At 48.2% G+C, this 19,775-nt stretch carries 15 protein-coding genes; 5 read left to right on the top strand and 10 right to left on the bottom strand.

Going from position 1 to position 19,775, the window contains the following annotated elements; all coding sequences use genetic code 11:
- Nucleotides 1–12 precede the first annotated feature (12 nt).
- The 5 genes from NX720_RS07455 to NX720_RS07435 are packed head-to-tail and all read left to right on the top strand — an operon-like array spanning nucleotide 13 to nucleotide 3,271.
- Nucleotides 13–1,056 carry an RnfABCDGE type electron transport complex subunit D gene (locus tag NX720_RS07455; protein ID WP_262600425.1) on the top strand — a complete coding sequence of 348 codons (1,044 nt, stop codon included), beginning with the start codon at nucleotides 13–15 and terminating at the stop codon, nucleotides 1,054–1,056.
- Complete coding sequence (locus NX720_RS07450; RefSeq protein ID WP_262600424.1) at nucleotides 1,053–1,808, top strand: FMN-binding protein; 756 nt, start codon at nucleotides 1,053–1,055, stop codon at nucleotides 1,806–1,808. Before NX720_RS07455 ends, NX720_RS07450 begins: the two co-directional genes overlap by 4 nt.
- Nucleotides 1,805–2,518, top strand: a complete 714-nt coding sequence (gene rsxE / locus NX720_RS07445) for an electron transport complex subunit RsxE (protein WP_262600423.1) — start codon at nucleotides 1,805–1,807, stop codon at nucleotides 2,516–2,518. The genes NX720_RS07450 and rsxE overlap by 4 nt, the downstream gene beginning before the upstream one ends.
- Nucleotides 2,508–3,089: an electron transport complex protein RnfA gene (locus tag NX720_RS07440; RefSeq protein ID WP_262600421.1), complete on the top strand. Its 582-nt coding sequence runs from the start codon at nucleotides 2,508–2,510 to the stop codon at nucleotides 3,087–3,089. The genes rsxE and NX720_RS07440 overlap by 11 nt, the downstream gene beginning before the upstream one ends.
- Nucleotides 3,089–3,271: a hypothetical protein gene (locus NX720_RS07435; protein WP_262600420.1), complete on the top strand. Its 183-nt coding sequence runs from the start codon at nucleotides 3,089–3,091 to the stop codon at nucleotides 3,269–3,271. Before NX720_RS07440 ends, NX720_RS07435 begins: the two co-directional genes overlap by 1 nt.
- Before the next feature lie 63 nt (nucleotides 3,272–3,334).
- Here NX720_RS07435 and NX720_RS07430 read toward each other — a convergent pair whose 3' ends face one another.
- From NX720_RS07430 to NX720_RS07385, 10 genes are all read right to left on the bottom strand, one after another.
- Entirely contained in the window at nucleotides 3,335–3,994 is a 660-nt protein-coding gene (locus tag NX720_RS07430; protein WP_262600419.1) for a putative adhesin, read from the bottom strand.
- A 66-nt stretch (nucleotides 3,995–4,060) separates the two neighbouring features.
- Entirely contained in the window at nucleotides 4,061–4,276 is a 216-nt protein-coding gene (locus NX720_RS07425; RefSeq protein ID WP_262600417.1) for a DUF3343 domain-containing protein, read from the bottom strand.
- The gene (locus NX720_RS07420) at nucleotides 4,273–5,421 is read right to left on the bottom strand and encodes an aminotransferase class V-fold PLP-dependent enzyme (RefSeq protein ID WP_262600416.1); all 1,149 of its coding nucleotides are present in this window, start codon (nucleotides 5,419–5,421) and stop codon (nucleotides 4,273–4,275) included. The genes NX720_RS07425 and NX720_RS07420 overlap by 4 nt, the downstream gene beginning before the upstream one ends.
- The gene (yedF, locus tag NX720_RS07415; RefSeq protein ID WP_262600415.1) at nucleotides 5,418–6,080 is read right to left on the bottom strand and encodes a sulfurtransferase-like selenium metabolism protein YedF; all 663 of its coding nucleotides are present in this window, start codon (nucleotides 6,078–6,080) and stop codon (nucleotides 5,418–5,420) included. Before yedF ends, NX720_RS07420 begins: the two co-directional genes overlap by 4 nt.
- Nucleotides 6,081–6,291: 211 nt before the next feature.
- Nucleotides 6,292–7,110 (bottom strand): hypothetical protein, encoded by an 819-nt coding sequence (locus tag NX720_RS07410; protein WP_262600414.1) that lies wholly within the window; start codon nucleotides 7,108–7,110, stop codon nucleotides 6,292–6,294.
- Nucleotides 7,111–7,263: 153 nt separating this feature from the next.
- Nucleotides 7,264–8,649 (bottom strand): Na+/H+ antiporter NhaC, encoded by a 1,386-nt coding sequence (nhaC, locus tag NX720_RS07405; protein ID WP_262600412.1) that lies wholly within the window; start codon nucleotides 8,647–8,649, stop codon nucleotides 7,264–7,266.
- 270 nt (nucleotides 8,650–8,919) lie between these two features.
- Nucleotides 8,920–14,109 (bottom strand): calcium-binding protein, encoded by a 5,190-nt coding sequence (locus tag NX720_RS07400; protein ID WP_262600411.1) that lies wholly within the window; start codon nucleotides 14,107–14,109, stop codon nucleotides 8,920–8,922.
- 124 nt (nucleotides 14,110–14,233) lie between these two features.
- Nucleotides 14,234–15,637: an HlyD family type I secretion periplasmic adaptor subunit gene (locus NX720_RS07395; protein WP_262600409.1), complete on the bottom strand. Its 1,404-nt coding sequence runs from the start codon at nucleotides 15,635–15,637 to the stop codon at nucleotides 14,234–14,236.
- A gap of 1 nt (nucleotide 15,638) precedes the next feature.
- A complete protein-coding gene (locus NX720_RS07390; protein ID WP_262600408.1) occupies nucleotides 15,639–17,789 on the bottom strand; it encodes a type I secretion system permease/ATPase in 2,151 nt (716 codons plus the stop codon).
- 430 nt (nucleotides 17,790–18,219) lie between these two features.
- Nucleotides 18,220–19,683, bottom strand: coding sequence for an endonuclease/exonuclease/phosphatase family protein (locus NX720_RS07385; RefSeq protein ID WP_262600406.1), 1,464 nt, complete (start codon nucleotides 19,681–19,683; stop codon nucleotides 18,220–18,222).
- Between the last annotated feature and the right edge of the window lie 92 nt (nucleotides 19,684–19,775).

Genomic DNA, 19,775 nt, shown 5'->3' with positions numbered 1-19,775 from the left:
GGGTGGCACAGGATGATAAAGCAAACTCCCTTAACCATTCGTACCTCACCCCACCTGAAGAAGGGGCTGACGGTACCGCAGATCATGCGCAACGTGGTCTACGCCCTGCTGCCCGTCTGTGCTTGGGCGGTCTGGCAGTTCGGCATCAGTGCCCTGGCAATGATTATTGTGACAACTCTGTCGTGTATGGCGACGGAACAGCTGTTCACGGCCATTTCCGGGAAAAAAAGTACGCTGTCGGATTACAGTGTCGTGATTACCGGTATTCTGCTGGCGCTGACCCTGCCGCCGGGCTTTCCTTTGTGGATGGCGGCTGTTGCCGGCTTTGTCGCGGTGGCTCTGGGCAAGATGTTGTTTGGGGGTCTGGGGCAGAATCCGTTTAACCCGGCGCTGGTGGGACGTGCCTTTGTACAGTCTATTACCACATGGACACCCGGTTTTTTGCCTGAACGATTTGCGTCGTTTATTCCATCCAGTCTGGCGTTGCCGTTTATGTCTCCGGCGGACAGCAGTGACTGGATTGCCGGGCAGGTGGATGCTTATTCCAGTGCTACACCGTTGTCACTGTTCAAGTTCGAACAGGTCACTACCAGCACTCAGGATTTGCTGCTGGGCATGGTCAGCGGTTCGGCGGGTGAAACATCGGCACTGCTGGTTCTGCTTTGTGGTGGCTTCCTGATTGCCCGTGGCATTATGAGCTGGAAGATTCCCTGTGCGGTTATTCTGGGGGCATTGCTGACCGCCACGCCATTCTGGCTGATGAATGCTGACGTCTACCCAACCCCTCTGTTCGTTATTTTCTCCGGTGGCCTGATGCTGGCGGCGATGTTTATGGCAACGGATATGGTGGGTACGCCACTGACTCCGGCGGGAATATGGATTTACGGGCTGTTCATTGGTTTTCTGACCGTGATTATCCGCCTCTTTGGTGGTCTGCCGGAAGGGGCTATGTATGCGGTTCTGGTGGCGAACGCCCTGGCACCATTAATTGACAGTGTGACCCAGCCAAGGGCTTTTGGTACTCGCCTGAAACAACAATCCGGGGAGGAAGCATGAGTAGTAGTGATATTCCTCTGACAGAGGTCGCCGCAAAGCCTTTACCAGAAGAAGCGAAGGAACAACAGACTGCACCACAGACACCCGTTATGGCGATGTTCCGCAGCCTGACATTAACCGCCCTGCTGTCGGGGTTTCTGGTGGTCATGGTCGTGCAGTGGGCGATGCCGTATATCGAAGCCAACCAGAAAGCAGCCACGGAAGCAGCGGTCTTCAATGTAGTGAAAGGTGCCACCAGTAGCCGTTCATTTGTGATATCCCAATCCGGTATTGTTCCGGCTGAGGAGGCCGGTGCAGAAAGCTTTGTTATCTATGGCGGTTATGGTGCCGGTGGCGAACTGAAAGGTCTTGCCATTCCCGGTGTGGCCTCCGGTTATGCCGGTCCGGTGCATATCATGTTTGGCTATCAGCCTGAGCTGGAAGCGATTATCGCTTATCAGGTGTTGACTATGACGGAAACCCCGGGACTGGGTGACAAGGTGCTGACCGACAAGAACTTCCTTGCCAACTTTGACCGGCTGGACGCTCGTCTGGCTATCGACGGTTCTGCCCTTGCCAGCGACATTGTTACGGTAAAAAACGGTACCAAAAAGAACCCCTGGGAAATTGACGCCATCAGTGGTGCCACCATCACCTCCAATGCCATTGGTCAGGCGATTAACCTGAGCGCACAGCAGTGGTTGCCGGTCATTCGTCAGCATCTGGGTTCATTAACTCTCGATTTGTTAACAACGAGTGAGGCAAGCGAATGAGTAGCATGCCGGAAGACAGTAAAAAGAGTAGAAAGCAAGATTATGAAGCGGTCACGGCAGATACTTTCCTGCGTGGCCTGTGGCGGGAAAATCCGGTGTTTGTCATGTTACTGGGCATGTGTCCGGTACTGGCGGTCACCAACTCGGCGATCAATGCCATCAGTATGGGGCTGGCCACCAGTTTTGTACTGCTGATGTCCACAGGGTTGATCTCACTGGTTCGCAACCTGATTCCCAAACAGGTGCGCATTGTCACCTATATCGTCATTATTGCGTCGTTTGTCACCATCGTTGACTACATTATTCAGGCGATTAGCCTGGAGCTGTATAACGCCCTGGGTGCCTTTATTCAGCTGATTGTGGCGAACTGTGTGATTCTGGGTCGCGCTGAATCCTACGCCTCCAAACAGAAACCCCTGGCTTCAATGGTGAACAGCCTGGGAACCGGCGCAGGCTTTACTCTGGCACTGTTCAGCCTGGGTTCTGTGCGGGAAATTCTTGGGGCGGGCGCGCTGTTTGGCGTCAATATCATGCCTGCCGGTTTTGAGCCCTGGGTCGTTATGCTGTTGCCTGCGGGTGGGTTCTTTGTGCTGGGGGCGTGGCTGTTGCTGTTTGCCTTTGTTCGTATGCGTAAAGAGCAGCAGGGCTCCTTCTCACATAAAGAGCATAAAGCACAGTTCGATACGGAGGCTTTAGCCCATGGAAAGTGAAAGCCTGATCAGCATTTTTCTGAATGCTTCTATTGTCAGTAACTTTGTGCTGGCGATGTTTCTGGGTATCTGTCCGTTTCTGGGGGTATCGAACAAGCGTGACACCGCCCTGAACATGGGGCTGGCAACGACTTTTGTGATGCTGGTGAGTTCCGCCAGCGCTTATGTTATCAACCTGCTGCTGGTCATGCTGAACATCGAGTTTCTGCGGCTGATCTGTTATATCGCGGTTATTGCCTCATCGGTGCAGCTGGTGGAGATGTTTGTGAAGAAGTTCAGTCCGGCACTGTTTCGGGCCCTGGGTATCTTCCTGCCATTGATTACCACTAACTGTGCCATTCTGGGGCTGGCGTTGTTTCAGACCAACCGGGGCTATAACTTCCCACAGAGCGTTGCGTTTGCTTTGGGGGCAGGGGTCGGTTTCAGTATTGCTCTGCTGCTGATGGCGGGTATTCGTGAAAAGCTGGAACTGGCAAAGACGCCTTCTGTCGCCCAGGGCGCTGCCATGACCCTGATGATTGGCGGCATTCTGTCGCTGGCCTTTATGGGCTTTGCCGGACTGGGGGCCTGATGCTGTTGCAGATACTAACGACAGTGGTTGTACTGATGCTGACCATGGCAGGCTGGCTGGGTGTGCAACAGCTGTATCGTAATTTTGAAAAAAATAACCCGGAATGTGGCCCATTCCGGGAAGATGGCGGAAACTCGGCGTGCAAATGCTGTGCTTCACGTCATGTGTGTCGGGGGTGTTAACAGGTTTGCTGTGCTTAGCAAAATCGTCGTAAACCCTCGCCCAATGCGGGCGGGGATATAAGATCAAACTTCCGACGGCTTCGGTCGGGTAGGGCGAACACCGAACCTTTTCATGTAATCGTAAGTTGGTTCATAGTAACGCTTTTCTGACCGGTATTCGCTGCGACAGAATGTGCAGTGAATTCTGGGGTATTGCTTTCCCACCAGGAACAGGGTGTCGAGTACATCTTTAAGGGGGATGCCCTGTGATCCAGACGGTTCCACAGTAACAATGTCGAAAATACGGAATGGGTGTTGAGTGAAATCTGGTCCTGAGCCACGACGACTTTGGTAAAGACTGAACCTGATATATTCATCGCTGCCTGATGGCTGGTCATCGACACTGTGAAGCAGCGAGTAATTGATGACGGACTCGCCGGGAGTGTAAGCCTCAAAGGGACGGTATGAACCATCCATAAATGAGAGCAGACTTCCGAAAGTGATTGTATTATGAGGGGAGTAGAAGAATAGCGTCGTCCAGAGGGGGCTTTTAAAAAAGTAGGTTCCCATAAAACGTTGAATAGCACAGGGAAGTCCGTTCTGGTTGTGAGCGCCCCCATGAGCGAGAATGATGAGATTTTGAACGTTTAAGCCAAACTTTTCGTAGGTAAATAGCTTTAATTTTCCGTTTAAAACCACGGAATGCATCTTATCCAGAATTTTTTTAGAAAGCAGATCTGGCATAACCCTGAACTCCAGGTCAGAACGCCTCCACTGTAATCGACTTGCCGGTTCAGTGGAGGGGGTATGTCACAAGCGGGCAAGCGTCAAAATAAAACCTGCGGATTGCAGTTGCTGCTGTACCGTGTCGGCCTGGTTGTTATCCACTTCGAGGCACATGCCGCATTCCGAAGATAACTGCCGGGGTACAGGAACCACTTCGCAGGCAACACCCTGTTCCCGGCACCAGGCTTCAGCCTTAATGGCAGCACGCATGTTTTTCAGCAGAATAAATGCTCGCTTCATGCTGCGACCTCCATCGTAATGCTTTTTAATGCACCCAGCAGATAGGCAAAATCGTCGGGTGAGTGATAAACAGAAGGCGATAAGCGGCAGGTACCTTCAGGGTAGGTACCCAGATGCTGGTGTGCCAGCGGCGCACAGTGCAACCCGGAACGGGTGCTGATACCGAACTGCTTTTCCAGGCGCCATGACAGCGTACCGGCATCCAGGTCAGTGTGGGTCAGGGATATCACTTCGCCCTGGGTTTCAGAATCGATTGCCCGGTTGACAATAAAGCCATCAATGGCCTGAATACCCTCAAGCAGCATAAGAAAATCTTCACGACTGTGGCGTGGTTTCGGAGGATGTTCCAGAGCCGCAAACAAGCCAAAAATGCCTGCTATATTCGGTGTGCCAGCTTCAAAGCGATCCGGCATCACGGTTGGCATTTCAAGGTGTTCACTGTTACTGCCCGTACCGCCCAGCAACAGGGGTTTTATGGTGTGCGGCTCACGGATATAAAATCCACCGGTGCCGGTCGGCCCCAGCAAGGCTTTGTGTCCGGTGAAAATCAGATAATCAATACCCCACTGATCCACATGCACCGGGTATTTTCCCAGGGACTGGGAAGCATCCACCAGTACAGGCACATTGCCCACCACCGCTTTTATGTCGGCAACGGGTTGAATCACACCGTTAACATTACTTTGATGGTTCACAACGACCAGTGTCGTGCGGCTATTGACAAGATCGCTTATCTGCTCCGGAATCACCCGGCCATCCCTGCCAGCAGGCAGGGTTTTTAAAGAGATTTGCCCCTGTTGTTCCAGCATCGCCAGAGGCCGTGCCACTGCATTATGTTCCAGTGGTGATATCAGTACTTCAGCACCTTCAGGAAAGGAGAAACCCTGTAAAATCGTATTAGCGGCATGTGTCGCATTACTGGCGAAACACAGGTTTTCGACCTGTTCGATATCCAGCAGGCCCGCCAGCTTTTCACGACACGCCTCAACAACAGAGCTGGACTCAAAAGCCCTGGCATGGGATGAGCGACCATAGCTTCCACCCATCTCTGTCAGGTAGTGGCTGATGGCTTCCATGACTTCAACTGGTTTTGGATAACTGGTAGCGCTGTTATCGAAGTAGGTTAAAGGAGCGGCAGTTTTCATGGGTACACCACATGACCGGTGGCCGCAATTTTTTCCGCAATGTCATACATATTGGAAATACGACCAGCGGCCAGCTGCCCCTGTAACTCAAAGAAGTCAACGCAGGCTCCACAGACCATAATATCAACCGACATCGCCTCCAGCGCCTGCAATGCTGAATCAGCCCCCGATCCTTCGACTGCCAGCCGGACGCCACCGTTGTATAGAATAATGGTCGATGGTTTGTGATCAATTTCTTTCAGGGTACTCAGGTAGCCTTTAATCAGCAGGCTGCCAAGGTCGTCATTCCCCTGTCCCATACACTCACTTTTCAGCACAACAATGTAGTCAGAGTGTGGAGTTGGCGTTTGAGTATTTTTTCTGGCCGGGGCAGAGCTGTCTTCGGCAGAGCTATCTTCAGCAGGGCTTACAGTCGTACCAGACTGACTGCCTGAAGTCTGGCAGGTCGCTGATATAACCCACTCTCCCGGCCCTGTAACGCACTTAGGATTCATTCCCTGATCTTCAAAAAAAGCCATCAGGTTCAGGTGGGCGATATCATTATCCACAATGACCTGAAAACGCTCACCCGCCTGCAATGTTTTTAGCAGACGGCGGGTTTGTATGAGTGGTTGTGGGCAGAGCTGCCCCCGGGCGTCCAGAGAGTGATGGTGTTGCATGAAAACCTCAGTTCAGTCACGTTTAAAAGATAAGTTATAAGTGTACGAATGAAGATATTATTTTGAGGCAAAGTGAAAATAGTGAGATATAGGGATGGGGCGCAAGCTGGTACGTATTGTCCGGGTGCAGGTTTCCCTGTAACAGCGCCCGGACAGTTTATTGACTGATCGGTTGATGGCTGATTTTTGCTGGCAGGGCGATTGGCCGGTGCTATTTTTCTGTTGCTTTTTCCAAAGCCTCCAGCCGGCTATCCAAAGAATCATAGCTCTCTTTGAGTTCAATTAATTCCTGCCTGTCTCTTACCTGTCGAATATGTCCCTGCGTCTGCTCAAGCATGCTGCTGTTTGCCCACTTTTCCCAGGCGTTACTGGCAATCTGGGAAACACCGGCAACCACTCCAGCCGCTACAGCAGCGGAACCCAGCTCAGGAGCCAGTAGAATAGCGGGTATGACAGCCATCAATAAGCCTTTCCATTCTGGTAATACTGATCGTTGAGATAGTTTTTGGTATACGCAGGCATCGTTCGTTAAAGCTCGGTCTACAAGGGCTAGAGCCGCTGAAGCATTTTCTGTGTTGTTATTCAGAACCTCATAAGCCCGCTTGTATTGTTGATGGCTTTTTATATAACGCCGACAGCTATTTACACCTGTTTTGGTCAGATAGAACAATGGCGTTATGGCAGCCAGAGCAAGGGAGCCTGCGCTGATAGTGCCTGTTGCTTTAGTGGTGGACTCACCAATGACTGAACTAAAGGGACGAGCCAGTGTTTTTACCGGCACCTCACGCTCAAGCAGGGGCTTCAGAGAGGGTGTTACATAATTAACGGCTATAGAGCCCTTGTTTCTGATCCCACTTGCACACCACACTAAGTTATTTGCCAGCTGCCCCGGAATACTCCACAAAGACCTGCCAAGCCAGGATACACCTGACATAATCGTGTTTCTGGCTGTTTCGTTTGCCGCTGTCGCTGCTAGTGCAGAAAGCCCGATAGCGCTGGATACTGATATCTGGTGACTGGAACTATTCATACCTGACCTCCATTTCCCTGTAGTCACGCCCTGCCATAAAGCAGAGATATTCGTGACCCTTCAACCCAAGTCGTTAGAACATTGGACAGACAGTAAACAGGATTAGTTCGGGAACCCGGCCATCAGAATCACTGGCAGCCCGGTCAGGGTGGCTTACGGTTGGTCTGTCCTGAACAGCGCAAAACCCGTGTAGGCCAGAACCATGGAAAACAGGGGGTTCATCCAGTTGAGCAATGCCCATGGTGCGTAATCCATAACCGGTACACCCAGTGTTGAGGCAAAGAACGCTCCACCGGTTGTCCAGGGAATTAATGCGGTAGTCAGCGTTGCGCCTTCTTCCAGTGAGCGACTCATGACGCAACGGTCTAAACCTTTCTCATCGTAGGCATCCCCAAACAACTGTCCCCCCAGGATAATGGTCATATACGCTTCACCCATGCCCATATTGCCAAACAGGCTGGTGATTATAGTGGTCGCAACCAGTGTGGCGGCTCGTTTTACCCTGGACAGAATGCCGACAATCAGTACTCTGAGAAAACCAAAGCGATCCAGAACGCCGCCTAATGCCAGTGCCATCAGGGAGAGCGACAGCGTCCACATCATGGAGGCGATGCCTCCCCGCCCCAGCAATGAATTCAGCTCCGTCACTTCAGAGCGAACACTGCCGCCATTGAATAAACTGTTAAGAACCACGCCCGCTTCCTGCCTTTGCAGAACCATGGCCAACAGTACCGCCACCAGGGCAGACGCAGCCATTGCCAGTTCCGCAGACACACGACGCATACTGAGAGCCAGCATCGCTAACAGGGGCAATAAGGTCCACAGGCTGATAGTGAACGCTGAATCTAAACCATCGCATAACAATTCAAGATGTTCAGCAGGCATTATGCTGTCTCTGTAGTTCAGCCCATAAAGCGTAAACAGGGTCAGCACGATTAAATAGACAGGCCCAGTCGTATAACTCATACTTTTTATATGAGCATACAGGTTGGTTTTGGATGACATCGCCGCGAGATTCGTGGTGTCTGAAACCGGCGACATTTTATCGCCAAAACAGGCCCCGGAAATCACCATACCTGCCACCACCGCAACCGGAAAGCCCATGGATTCACCAATGCTCATCAACACCACACCAGCCGTTCCAGCCGTTCCCCAGCTGGTGCCTGTCGCCAGAGACATAATGGTGCAAAACAGTAGCCCTGCCGGAAGAAAGATAGCCGGTTCAATCAGGCGGATACCATAATAAAGCAGGGTAGCCAGCGTGCCGCCCTCAATGAAGGCAGCAATAATGACGCCGATCAGAATGAAAATATAAATGGCGGATAGTGCGCTATAAATACTGTCATTCATGGCGTTTTTTATGGCATCGTATTCTGCGCCCAGGGTTCGGGCGCTCACGCCTGCAATCAGCAGACACAATAGCATCAGACTGTGCAGGCTGGTTTGCAAGACAAAAAGGCCAATGCCAATCGTAGTAACAATAAGGCCGAAGGTTAGCAACGCATGAAGAAACCCCGGTTGTCTGGAGTGTATAGCCAATTTCCCACCCTCCTTGGGTCTGGTTAAGTTATTGATTATTCTTTTGGCCGCAAGATTACCAAAGCGTGAAGGCAGGGGCTATTGAAAACCGCTCAACATGGTTTTTACTGGGCAGTGCCGGAATATCGCTGAAGGTGTTGAAGAGGATATGTATCTACCACACTCATTCACAGACATGAATGAGTGTGGTAGGAGAAGAAGAATCTTCAAATTGAATTTCAGGTCAACAACAGGATAAGTTTGTTGATCCGGTAACGCCAGGTCAGGGTGTTACGAAAGTACACTGGTCGACCAGGCCGCAGCAATAACAGGTGTTATCTGATCACGCACGGCAGAGTCCAGTTTTGCGTCACCTGCTGGCGGCGCGTCAAACGCAGCCATCGCATTGACCAGACTGCTGACCTTATCAGCATTGAGTTGGCGGTGACCCGCTCCAATGTAATCAGGTTTTTTAGCATCATCTTGGAACCAGTCCTTAATGGTGATTTCATCATCGGTTCCAATAACATCAACTAAGAGGTCAGTACCTGATTTAGCAAACCACAAATCATCAGCCGTTACACCTGCACCTGTTGGACCTCCACCTATAACTAACAACGCATTATCGAGTTGAGAGAAGTCGGCTCGGATAATTTTTGTCATATCCTCCTTATCTGCATCAACCAGCGAGTGGTCGTGTGAAGTCACAAATAAATTGACATCAGAGCCATCAGCGAGGTCAACCACATACTCAGGCATATCGACATAGTCAACAGGCTTGCCCTCGGGTTGTGTATAGTTACGATCCACAGACGCAATGGTCGCTAAAGCCTTATAAGCTTCGGAAAGATCAAGACTTGTTTCATAACTGTCATTGGATTTCCTGAGACTTAATAGTATGTCCTTTGAAAACTCAGTGATACTCATGTAACTGTTACCAAAACGAATACCTCCAGGCATCTCCGTGACCCATTCGGTGATAAATTGTGCTACCCCCATTTCAGCTAGTTTCGTCTGGCTGATTGAACGCATTTCGTGACGAGTCTGGGTGTAAGATGAACCATCTCCCGCAACATAGTTATCCATTGTAGAATAGAATGTAATACTATCTCCCGTTACGGCAGCTTCTATCCTGTGATGGTCGACAGTGTTGACATCCAGAGCCAACTCACTGAACGCAATTCCTACATTCATATTTTTATCTAAAAAGGCCGTCGGTGCTTTTCTCGCATCAGTGGCACCAAAGTAGTTAGGGATATCATCAATAACCCAAGTATGATCATAGTGAGCATCTTCAATCAGCAAGCGATCTGGCAGAGCGTCCAGCGTAGCAAACACTTTACCGTCGTAAGACAACTCGTGCCGGGATCCTTTTTGTGCATGCTGGATTTTATTCATGTCCAGATTTTTGATCAGAAGCGTATTAACGTCTGTGGACAATTTGCCACTGCTCAAAAAGTTGATGTCAACCTTGCGGTCTGTATTACCGATGACAACCATATCACTGCCCGTACCCGTGTTTACGGTGCTGGTTTTAGTGCTACTCCCATCATCTTCGGCATAGGTTGCAATAATTAAGTCATCACCACCGTGGGCATTGATTGCTTTTCCCTCACTGTAGCGATCGACCACAATGCTATCATCATAATCACTACCCTCCTGTGCTAAGGAGTCAGATAACACCATATCAACGCTTAAATCAGCCTTGCCCTTGTAATTCTCATCGGTTCGGGTAATAGCCGATTTAAATTTATCCAGCAGTAGCTTTTTGATCTGGTCCTCTGTCATACCTTTATTGGTTTCAGAGAAAACGATACCCACAAAGGTTTCACTAAACGACTCAGCCAGCTCGCGATAATCAGTGAACGCCTTTGAGGTGTTCCACTCTAACACGGAGTGACCTTGTTCATCCTTCATGATGAGGCCGTTTTTATGACCGGTCAGAGTCATGGAGTCCAGGTCGCTGATACCATCAAAGACAAGTACATTACCCTCGTCATTTTCTGTTATCTTGGCTCTTGCAACACTCCAAGGGCGGGCGGGATCCTTAGACACTACCTGAATCTGATAAGTATCCTTTCCTTCTCCCCCGTGCATAGTAACCAAACCATCGGTGGCTACCAAGTGATCATTCCCTGTTTCACCATACAACTGGTCATCATTTCCTCCACTGATCAGGGTGTCATTACCGGCACCACCATATAAGCTGTCCCTGCCTTCGCCGCCATGGAGCAGATCATCACCGCCACGTCCCTCTAAACGATCGTCGCCACTTTTACCGTAAATCTTATTATCAATATCATCTGCAACAATATGATCATTCGAATATTGATAATTGCTACTGCTGGCAATATAGCTTTTATCCTGACCAATAATGGTCTCAACGTTCTTCACGTAGAGCGCTTTGCCAAAAATTTTCGTAGTAGCTTCGCCGAGTCTAAGGTCAAAAGTGTAAGGCAGGTTCACTTTCCGGGTTTCCCCGGGCGCAGGGAATTCCCAGAACGAAGGTGAATAAGACGCGTTAGGATTAGAACCGGTATAATAGGTAGTGTGGTTAAAATAAGGTGATGGTCGAATTAAAAGAGTATCCTGACCGCTTCCCCCGTTCACATGATACTCGCCCGTCAGCAGCTTATACGTCGTGTCATTATCCCTGTTACTTTCTTCCTGGAAAAAGTTACCGTCAATACCGTGATCAAAAATCAGAACATCATCTCCGCCACGAGCATTTACAATATCCTTTTCTCCACGGCCAAAAACAATGGTATCACTCCCATCGCTGCCTGAAATAGAATCGGATCCGTGTGAGTCTATGACTTTTTCGATTTCGGAAAATTGAGTCAAACCACCGAATTGGCCCGCCAGATACTTCCAGAAATCCTGAGTCAGAGGTCTGTATGTACTCGTTTCATCGTGTTTTGTGAAATCATCGAAATCATCTTTCGTGATTTCAAACGCTCGCTGCTCACCAATAACGACAAGGTTGTCACCGTTAGTAAGGATTAAGGTTTTATCATAGCCCGGCGCTGATTTCATTTCATACAGACCTTCACCGAGTAGATATAAACCTTGTGGCTGACGAAGAATATTTAGTGCATTCAGTTTCTCATTAAAGAACTTCTCTATCTCTTCCTTACCCTCGTAAACCTTAATGGTATCTTCGGTATAAGAATTAAACAGATCATAGTCAATAGTAAAAGCTCTGCTAACGGCGGTAGATTCAATGGCTTTGGTTTTCTGGACAAAGTCATTATCAAAAAGATCAGAAAATTTTGTAACGGCGTATTTCTTTTTTTCTGATCTCGCAAAGCTATGATCGTCGTCGTTCAGGTTGATATTGTAGCCTATTTCGAGCAGCCGATCCCGAGTCAATTCATTTTTATAAAGCTCTGTGGCTACGCCAGTATTCCTGAAAGAAAGGGTATCAATACTGTTGGGGTCGAGCCCGCCAGAATAATCTTTATTGATATCACCATGAACAATATCATAGCCCAGGCCGGTAACAATATAATCATTGCCTTTTCCGCCAAACACCCTGTCGAAGCTCAACCCCCCATCCATGATGTCGTCTCCGTCTCCACCATCAATAGGGTTGATACCAAAGCCACCCAGCAGGGTGTCGTCACCTTGATCTCCTTTAAGAACTACATGCCCTTTATCGGTTTTAATACGGTCATTTCCGGGGCCGCCTGTAATTACGCCAGTGCTAAGCAAGTATTCAAGGTTATCATCCCCTTCACCGCCATTTGCGTCGCCATGGCCATTTCTTCGAAAGATGTTGTCATCGCCCTTATCACCATTGAGTTCATGATCACCATTCAGGGAGATCAGCTGATCATTACCATCACCACCATAGATCGTTTTAACCCCCTTATCGTTAAACAGCTTGATCAGGTCATCGCCCTTTCCAAGATCAATGGTTTCAGTTTTGCCTGTATTATCGTAAATAACATTTTTAAGATCTGTCTTGTCGATGCCCTCCAAGACCTTTCCTGAAAGGTTTCTAAGCTCAGAATGTAAGGGGACTTTGCTATGAGCACTTTCACTGCCTTCAATTCCTGCACTGCTGGAATCAATCCGGTACTCAAAAATATCGTAGCCTTTTTCTTTATACCCCTCGGATAGATTAGAGACCTCATTTTGAAAGGCACTGGAATTTACGTACTTTTCAAATTGTTCGGCAATTTTTTCGTGCTCTTCCCGCGTATCCACCATATCGGTAAAGACACCAATCAGGGACTTCACAAAATCTACACCAATAGTGACAAGGTTTACGGCCATAGAAGCCAGGTTCCCGACACCTGGAATGAATTCTAATGCCAGCCCTACGCCATTCAATACAACATTCACAGAGTCCAGCGTGGCCATCACGCCAAACATGGCCGCACGACCATGGTTGCCTTGTTCTCTGGCATAGTCTGCGCTCATTGCGTTTTGAACCAGGGACGCGGTTGACATCGCAATAGCCAGCATATCGCCGACAACGGGGGCGAGCTTAGTTACCTGCTTTGAACCAGTAACGGCCACCCCTTTGGTACCGTGCTGGACTGAGTACTTGGTAATCTGTTGGGCAATTTTCTCTGAGCCCGTAACGACGCCACTTGCAAGACCGATCGAGTTTATCGTTGTCTTTATAATGGCTTGTCTTTTTTGAAAGTCGAACTCTTCCTGTGTAATCTCCTTATTTTTAAGTGCTGTTTCAAGATCATCAATTTTGTTGACATTATCAGCGATACCCTTGCCGTCTAACCCAATGCCCACAAGGGTAGCTCCGGCAGAACCAATAGTGCCTACCTTTGACTTAATCTTCCCGTACGTCGTTTTCGCTTTAGCGGCTTCATCAGCAGCGAAGGTATCCTGATCATCCAGGGCATCATAAATATTGCTGAGTGCTTTTTCCTTAGGTGTCAGCTCGCCAGGATTATATTCTTTAAATACTTTCTCAAAGGACTCTGTTGTGAGATCCGGATCAAGTTTATTATGATAATAATTCAGTGCTGAATCGAGCTTCTGCTCACGAGCCTTCATATCCAGAAAATCATTAATATCAATACCCGTGAGAACCCCCGAGACAACACTGCTACCTACTTTTCCTCCATACTTCGTTGCACCTTCCTTAAACAGATCAAAGTCACTGTAATTGTGCACATTAGCAGAAAAATCAAGCAAGTCATTCAGGTTTTCATTAACATTCAGTTCTGACCTGTTAAAAGCATCAACCTCTTTGCTATTGAGCAAATCGGAAAAATTCTTATTATAATCTTTAATTTCTTCATTATCTTTGAGATTCTGAATTGATTCAATGGTATCTGCATCAGCCCCTGATTCTTTCAGAGCATTAACCATCGCATTGATCGCAATGCCCGGATCCAGACTTTCATGATTTCCTTTGAAAGAATCAGAAACGCCTTCTGCTAACGCCTGATTAAAATACTTTTGAAATGATGCCTGAAATTCACTATCAAGTTTTAACGTACTCATGTGTTTTGTCACTCTGTAAAGATACTATTTGCTATGGGTGCCTTTAATATCTGCCTATACTGTCAGCACCGTATAACACTGTTTTATTTTGTCGTGTCAAAATTGTCCGTTTATTTACTCTGCCTTATCGTTCGCGCACACTCTCCTGTTTAAACCTCAACAGTGGGCTTAAAAAATACTCAATAAGTCGTCTTTGTCCCGTTTTAATTTCTACAGTTACTGTCATTCCCGGAGATAAATCCACCTGCCGGTTACCAACTTGCATCCAGTCTTTTTCAATCTGGATATTTGCCAGATATCTCAGCCCCAGTTTTTCATCAGGAACTGCATCATTGGAAAGAGTGGCCAAAAAACCGCTAAGCAGCCCATATTTTGTAAAATTAAACGTGTCGATTTTTACCTCTGCCGTCTGACCTTCCTGCACAAAACCAACGTCTTTATTAAGCACCCAGGCTTCCACCTCCATAGTTGCCTGAGAGGGAACTATTTGCATCAGCTTCTGAGCAGGTTCAAAAACGCCACCGACGGTGTGAGTTTGAAGTTGTTGTACTGTCCCATCAATCGGTGAGCGCAATATTTGTTGCTCAAAGCGCTCATTCGCTTTGATTCTCTCCTGTTCTAAACCCGCCAACTGTCGGTGCAGCTGTCCCTGCTGGTCAAGACTTTCCTCCCGGACCTGCGCGTGCATTCTATTCAGCTCGTTTCGGACCTGCTCTTCTTCGGCCTGAAGTCGTTGCAGCGCAGCTTCCTGAGCGGTGATATCCTCTTCAGTCTCTATTTGCTGTTGCTTCAGCTCAAGGTACTGAACCCGGGAACCATAATTTTTCTTGTAAAGCCCTTCCAGAGCCTTTGTCCGCTCACTCACAATAGGCAATACTCGCTTCAGCTTACTGACTATTGCATGGATGCTCATTTTTTCTGACTGCTTGCTTTTAAGCTGACTGAGCATGGTTTTTTGAACAGCCAGGTGATCTATTATCTGTTGCTCAAGGAGCCTGCACTCAAAATTAAGGTCGTGATCTTCAACCTTCTTCAGGTAGAAGTTTTCAGTCAGAATCTGTTTTATTTTGGGCAGTGGCTCTGATGGGTTATCCAGAAAATAAGTGAACGCTTCTTCACGAGCCAGCTGCAAGCTGAGGGCTGCAATTTCCTTACTCACCCGGGTCAACTCTGCTTTAGTCAAAGTCGTGTCGAAAGTAACAAGGCGCTGACCTTTTTTAACTTCGTCGCCTTCTTTCACATGAATAATTTTTACTTCCCCGGTCATTATGGGCTGTATGGTCTTTACCCGTTCGCCCGGGATGATCCTGCCCTGGGCAATGGCGACAATATCGATTTTGCCCACACACGCCCAGATCACGCCGATGATAAACAAAAGCCCGATGACTAAAGCAACAACACGTCCAGCGGGGTGCGCCGGGGTTTCTTCAACCTCAAGGGCTGCCGGGAGAAACTGACGGCGCGTCTTTTGTTGTACAGTGTCGTTTTCAGTGATCGCCAGGATTTTTTGTGACAAAAATGCAAACATTTTACACAACCTCCTCTTCACCGAATCTCACCGTTCCCGATTGATGGGCATTCAGCCGGGCATAGTGCCCTCCCAGCCGCATGAGTTCCTGATGGTCGCCTTCCTCAGCAATGCGCCCTTTTTCCATTACGATAATTCGATCAGAATTGCGAACCGTGGACAGCCTGTGCGCGATAATAAAGACGGTGCGGCCCTGACTGATACGCTTCATATTCTGTTGAATGATGTGTTCAGACTCGTAATCCAGTGCGCTGGTCGCTTCATCAAAAATCAAAATTCTGGGATTGGTCAGCAGTGCGCGGGCAATAGCAATGCGTTGTTTTTGTCCGCCAGACAGAGAGCTGCCCTGTTCCCCCACCTGCGTGTCATAACCTTCTGGTAATTCCAGAATGAACTCGTGGGCACCGGCGAGCCGGGCAGCGCTCATGACCCGGTCAAGCGACGCACCGGGGTCCGCCAGGGCGATGTTGTCTTTTACTGACCGGTTGAATAGAAAATTTTCCTGCAGGACAACGCCTATCTGACGACGCAACCACGAGGGTTCAACCAGAGCCAGGTCAATTCCATCAATCAGGAGGCGGCCTGCCTCCGGAACGTAAAGCCGCTGGACAAGTTTGGTCAGCGTGCTCTTTCCTGATCCGGACCGTCCAACAATACCGATGACTTCACCAGCCCTGACTGATAGTGAGACACTGTTTAATACAGCAGGTCGTTCTGGCTGATAGCGAAAAACAACATGTTCAAACCGTACTTCGCCTTTCAGGGCAGGAAGTGTCGTACGGTTGGGGTTGTGACCGGGCTCGGGCGGAATATTCAGAATATCTCCCAGCCGCTGTACCGATATGCCCGCCTGCTGAAAGTCCTGCCATAGCTGAACCAGCTTCAGTATCGGGCCGCTGACACGACCGGAGATCATATTAAACGCAATCAACATCCCAACCGACAGCTCTCCCTGAATCACCAGGGTAGCGCCCACCCAAAGTAGAAGAACGGTAACCACTTTATTAATCAGGCCCGCCAGCTGGCTGGCAATATTACCCAGATTCATGGCCCGAAATGAGGCAGAGACATACGCAGCGAGCTGATCTTCCCAATGACGCTGCATCTGTGGTTCGACAGCGGTACTTTTTATGGTTTCGATACCGGTGACTGACTCCACTAAAAAGGACTGGTTGGCCGCACCTCTTTTGAACTTCTCATCCAGGCGGGCCCGAAGGATGGGGGTCACTACCAGGGACAACAACACATAAAAAGGAATAGAGCCCAGTACAATCCAGGTGAGCGTCGGGCTGTAGAAATACATCACCACGAAAAACACCAGCGTGAAAAACAGGTCAATGCAAAGCGTCAGGGCAGAGCCGGTAATAAACTCACGGATAGTATCCAGTTCCCGAACCCGGGCAACGGTATCGCCCACCCGGCGAGCCTGAAAGTAAGCAACCGGTAGTCGCACCAGGTGACTGAACAGGCGTGCGCCCAGTATCACGTCAACCCGGTTCGTCGTATGGCTGAAGATGTAATTTCTCAGGCCGTTTAAAACGACATCAAACACAGAAATGACTAGCAGGCCAAAGGCCAGTACATCCAGGGTTGTTAATGCCTGATTGACCAGTACCTTATCAATGATTACCTGAAAAAACAGGGGTGTGATCAGTCCAAAAAGCTGAATGAAAAAAGAGGCGATGAGCACTTCACTCAATAGTTTTTTATGTTTCAGCAGGGCTGGAATAAACCAGCTGAAGTCAAACTGTGTAAGTGCCCCTGGCAGGATTGAGCGTTTGGTAAACAAGAAGAGTTTACCGGTCATTTCATCTTTTAATGCATCAACAGGAAGGGCTTCAGGGGATCGGCTCGTTGCTTTATGAATTAATGCCTTGCCTTCGTGAACTCTGGCAACAATGAAGTAACTGCCATCAATGTGTTTGGCAATGGCAGGCAGAGGCAGATCCTGAAGTTTATTTGAATCGGCATTGACTTGTTTTGCTTTTAACCCCAAAACCTTTGCCGCTTGCAATATTTCAATATCACCCAGAGGAGTCCGCGAATCGCCAAACCGGTGTTGAAGTTGTTCAGCCTGTGCCGCGACATCGTGGAAATGAGCCAGCATTACAAGGCAATCTATACCGGTATCGTTCCACTCCTTTCCATTCATTGGCACAACCTTTCGAAAACGAACAAATCTTCAAAAGAAAGTACAATTATTGAACAGTCTGATATATAAGGAAAAAAACCTACGAGAGTGCTTTTTATACAATATAAAATATATAACAACAGGCGGAAGCCGCACCTGCCTGCCTGGAAATAACGGTTAGGGGAGCGGTATAACAAGCTTTACCGGAGTATCTTCCTTACTCCCTCTGTGATTGATTGTGGACGTCATGTCCAGCGTTAATGTCACCCTTGAACGCAAACACCTCACCTCATTTTTTTGCTGCTAAAAAGCTCGACTCTTAACTGGTTTTTACATGGGTCTTACTGGGCAGTGCCGGAATATCGTTGAAGGTGTTGAAGAGGATATTACGGATGAGTGAAGCCAGCAAACAGCTGGGCTTCACTCATTTAATGAGTGCTTCACCGTTTGGTTATTCAGCAAAAATAAATTTCGCCTGAACCATAAAATGATCAGATAACTCAACATTTCCGTAATGATAGAGCTTCGCATTACGGGATCGTTGATACATACGATTGTTGTCTAACGCCCTGAGCGGGGTTATTTGAGAGTGGCTGCTGACTGGTTGTAAGAAGTCTTTCACAGGCAATGCCATATCGAGTATTGAACGTGAGGAATCTTTGGGGGCAATCATCAGGTTCAAGTCTGAGTCGGCGCTGAATTTTGGCGTCTTGAACAGGTTTTTCAACACGTTTCCTGAGTCCAGGTTAAGAGTTGATTGCAGGTAGCCAAACTGCTTTTCATTGTAAAAGTCGGTGTTAAAATCACCAAGAACTAATAAGGGTTCATGAGGGGGTATAGCCAGTGCCTGATTGTCTATGATTTCCTTCTTGATTATTTTGAACTCTTCTCGTCTGGCGGCTATAGAGTTATTACCAACGCCTGCCTGTGCATGCGTGGTAATAAGATTATAAGCTTTACCATTTTTATCTATTTTAAAGTACGCTGCGCCTTTGTTGGATAAACGATCCAGACCTTGAAGGGTCTGGTAATCCTGATAGTTAACAAAGGCGGTGTTTGTGATTGGGTATCGGCTTAAAGCCAGCAAGCCACTGCCTAAAAGCTTTAGATGGTAGCTTTCTGGTATTGGATCGTAGCTGTGAGGGTATATTTCATGAAGCTTTTTTTTCAGTGTATCGCGGCTACCGCTATCCCAGGCCTCCTGAAACACCAGAACATCGGCCTTTCTCAAAGCGTCTGCCTGAGACAGGTAGCGGACTCTTGAATCCATTTTATTCAAGTCCAGGGCCAGGCCAATATAGTCTGGAAAAGCTTTAATGTTGTAGGTGATCACAGTCAGCTCATTATCACTTTCCGATGACAGGAGCGTGGGCTTTTTATCAATGGCGTAAAACAGGTGGTCGATTGTCTGTATCGAAATCGAGTCTTTCTGAGCATTAACGTAAAAGGTGTAGGTGTTTCCATCAGAATGACGGACTTCTACTGAGCCAACTTTATCGGGTAAAACATGATTAAATGAATTCTTGTCATCAAGCAGTACGTGCTGGATTCCATCAACGTAGACACTGACTTCGGTGATATGGCTGCCAAAGAAATCACCATGGAATGTCGTGGAGAAATAATTATTGTCAGCTGAATTTTCGCTACCCGGTATTGAAAAGAAGCTTTTCAGGATATAGTCCTGATCTTTTTTAATGCCAGAGTCATAGTTTATGGAATGGCTGCCAACCCGCTTGAAGGCATCGAGCTTGCCACTGTTCAGAGCTCTGCAGTACGGGCTGTCCAGTTGATGGTCACAGGTGTTGTTCAGGGTTATCTCGTCATAAGTATTATTCATGAAGTATAAAGAATAATCAGCGTAAGCTGAGGTGTGATAGATTAGTATTGCCATGATGAAGGCGATGTGAGCTTTCATAGTGGGGTTTACCTGTCAAAGAGGAGCACTGTCTGAACCGTAAAATGGTCAGACAGCCCTGTACTTACGTAAGGATATAGCTTTGCATTATA

This window comes from Endozoicomonas euniceicola, assembly GCF_025562755.1.
Lineage (GTDB): Bacteria > Pseudomonadota > Gammaproteobacteria > Pseudomonadales > Endozoicomonadaceae > Endozoicomonas_A > Endozoicomonas_A euniceicola.
Note: the sequence above shows the minus strand (reverse complement) of the source record. Positions and strands in the feature narration are given on the sequence as shown.

What these genes read in the sequence shown, in the direction of transcription:
- NX720_RS07385 (WP_262600406.1), bottom strand. Translation starts at nt 19,683, where the DNA reads ATGAAAGCTCACATCGCCTTCATCATGGCAATACTAATCTATCACACC.
- NX720_RS07455 (WP_262600425.1), top strand. Translation starts at nt 13, where the DNA reads ATGATAAAGCAAACTCCCTTAACCATTCGTACCTCACCCCACCTGAAG.
- yedF (WP_262600415.1), bottom strand. Translation starts at nt 6,080, where the DNA reads ATGCAACACCATCACTCTCTGGACGCCCGGGGGCAGCTCTGCCCACAA.
- NX720_RS07430 (WP_262600419.1), bottom strand. Translation starts at nt 3,994, where the DNA reads ATGCCAGATCTGCTTTCTAAAAAAATTCTGGATAAGATGCATTCCGTG.
- NX720_RS07420 (WP_262600416.1), bottom strand. Translation starts at nt 5,421, where the DNA reads ATGAAAACTGCCGCTCCTTTAACCTACTTCGATAACAGCGCTACCAGT.
- NX720_RS07450 (WP_262600424.1), top strand. Translation starts at nt 1,053, where the DNA reads ATGAGTAGTAGTGATATTCCTCTGACAGAGGTCGCCGCAAAGCCTTTA.
- NX720_RS07410 (WP_262600414.1), bottom strand. Translation starts at nt 7,110, where the DNA reads ATGAATAGTTCCAGTCACCAGATATCAGTATCCAGCGCTATCGGGCTT.
- NX720_RS07440 (WP_262600421.1), top strand. Translation starts at nt 2,508, where the DNA reads ATGGAAAGTGAAAGCCTGATCAGCATTTTTCTGAATGCTTCTATTGTC.
- NX720_RS07390 (WP_262600408.1), bottom strand. Translation starts at nt 17,789, where the DNA reads ATGAATGGAAAGGAGTGGAACGATACCGGTATAGATTGCCTTGTAATG.
- NX720_RS07435 (WP_262600420.1), top strand. Translation starts at nt 3,089, where the DNA reads ATGCTGTTGCAGATACTAACGACAGTGGTTGTACTGATGCTGACCATG.
- NX720_RS07425 (WP_262600417.1), bottom strand. Translation starts at nt 4,276, where the DNA reads ATGAAGCGAGCATTTATTCTGCTGAAAAACATGCGTGCTGCCATTAAG.
- NX720_RS07395 (WP_262600409.1), bottom strand. Translation starts at nt 15,637, where the DNA reads ATGTTTGCATTTTTGTCACAAAAAATCCTGGCGATCACTGAAAACGAC.
- rsxE (WP_262600423.1), top strand. Translation starts at nt 1,805, where the DNA reads ATGAGTAGCATGCCGGAAGACAGTAAAAAGAGTAGAAAGCAAGATTAT.
- NX720_RS07400 (WP_262600411.1), bottom strand. Translation starts at nt 14,109, where the DNA reads ATGAGTACGTTAAAACTTGATAGTGAATTTCAGGCATCATTTCAAAAG.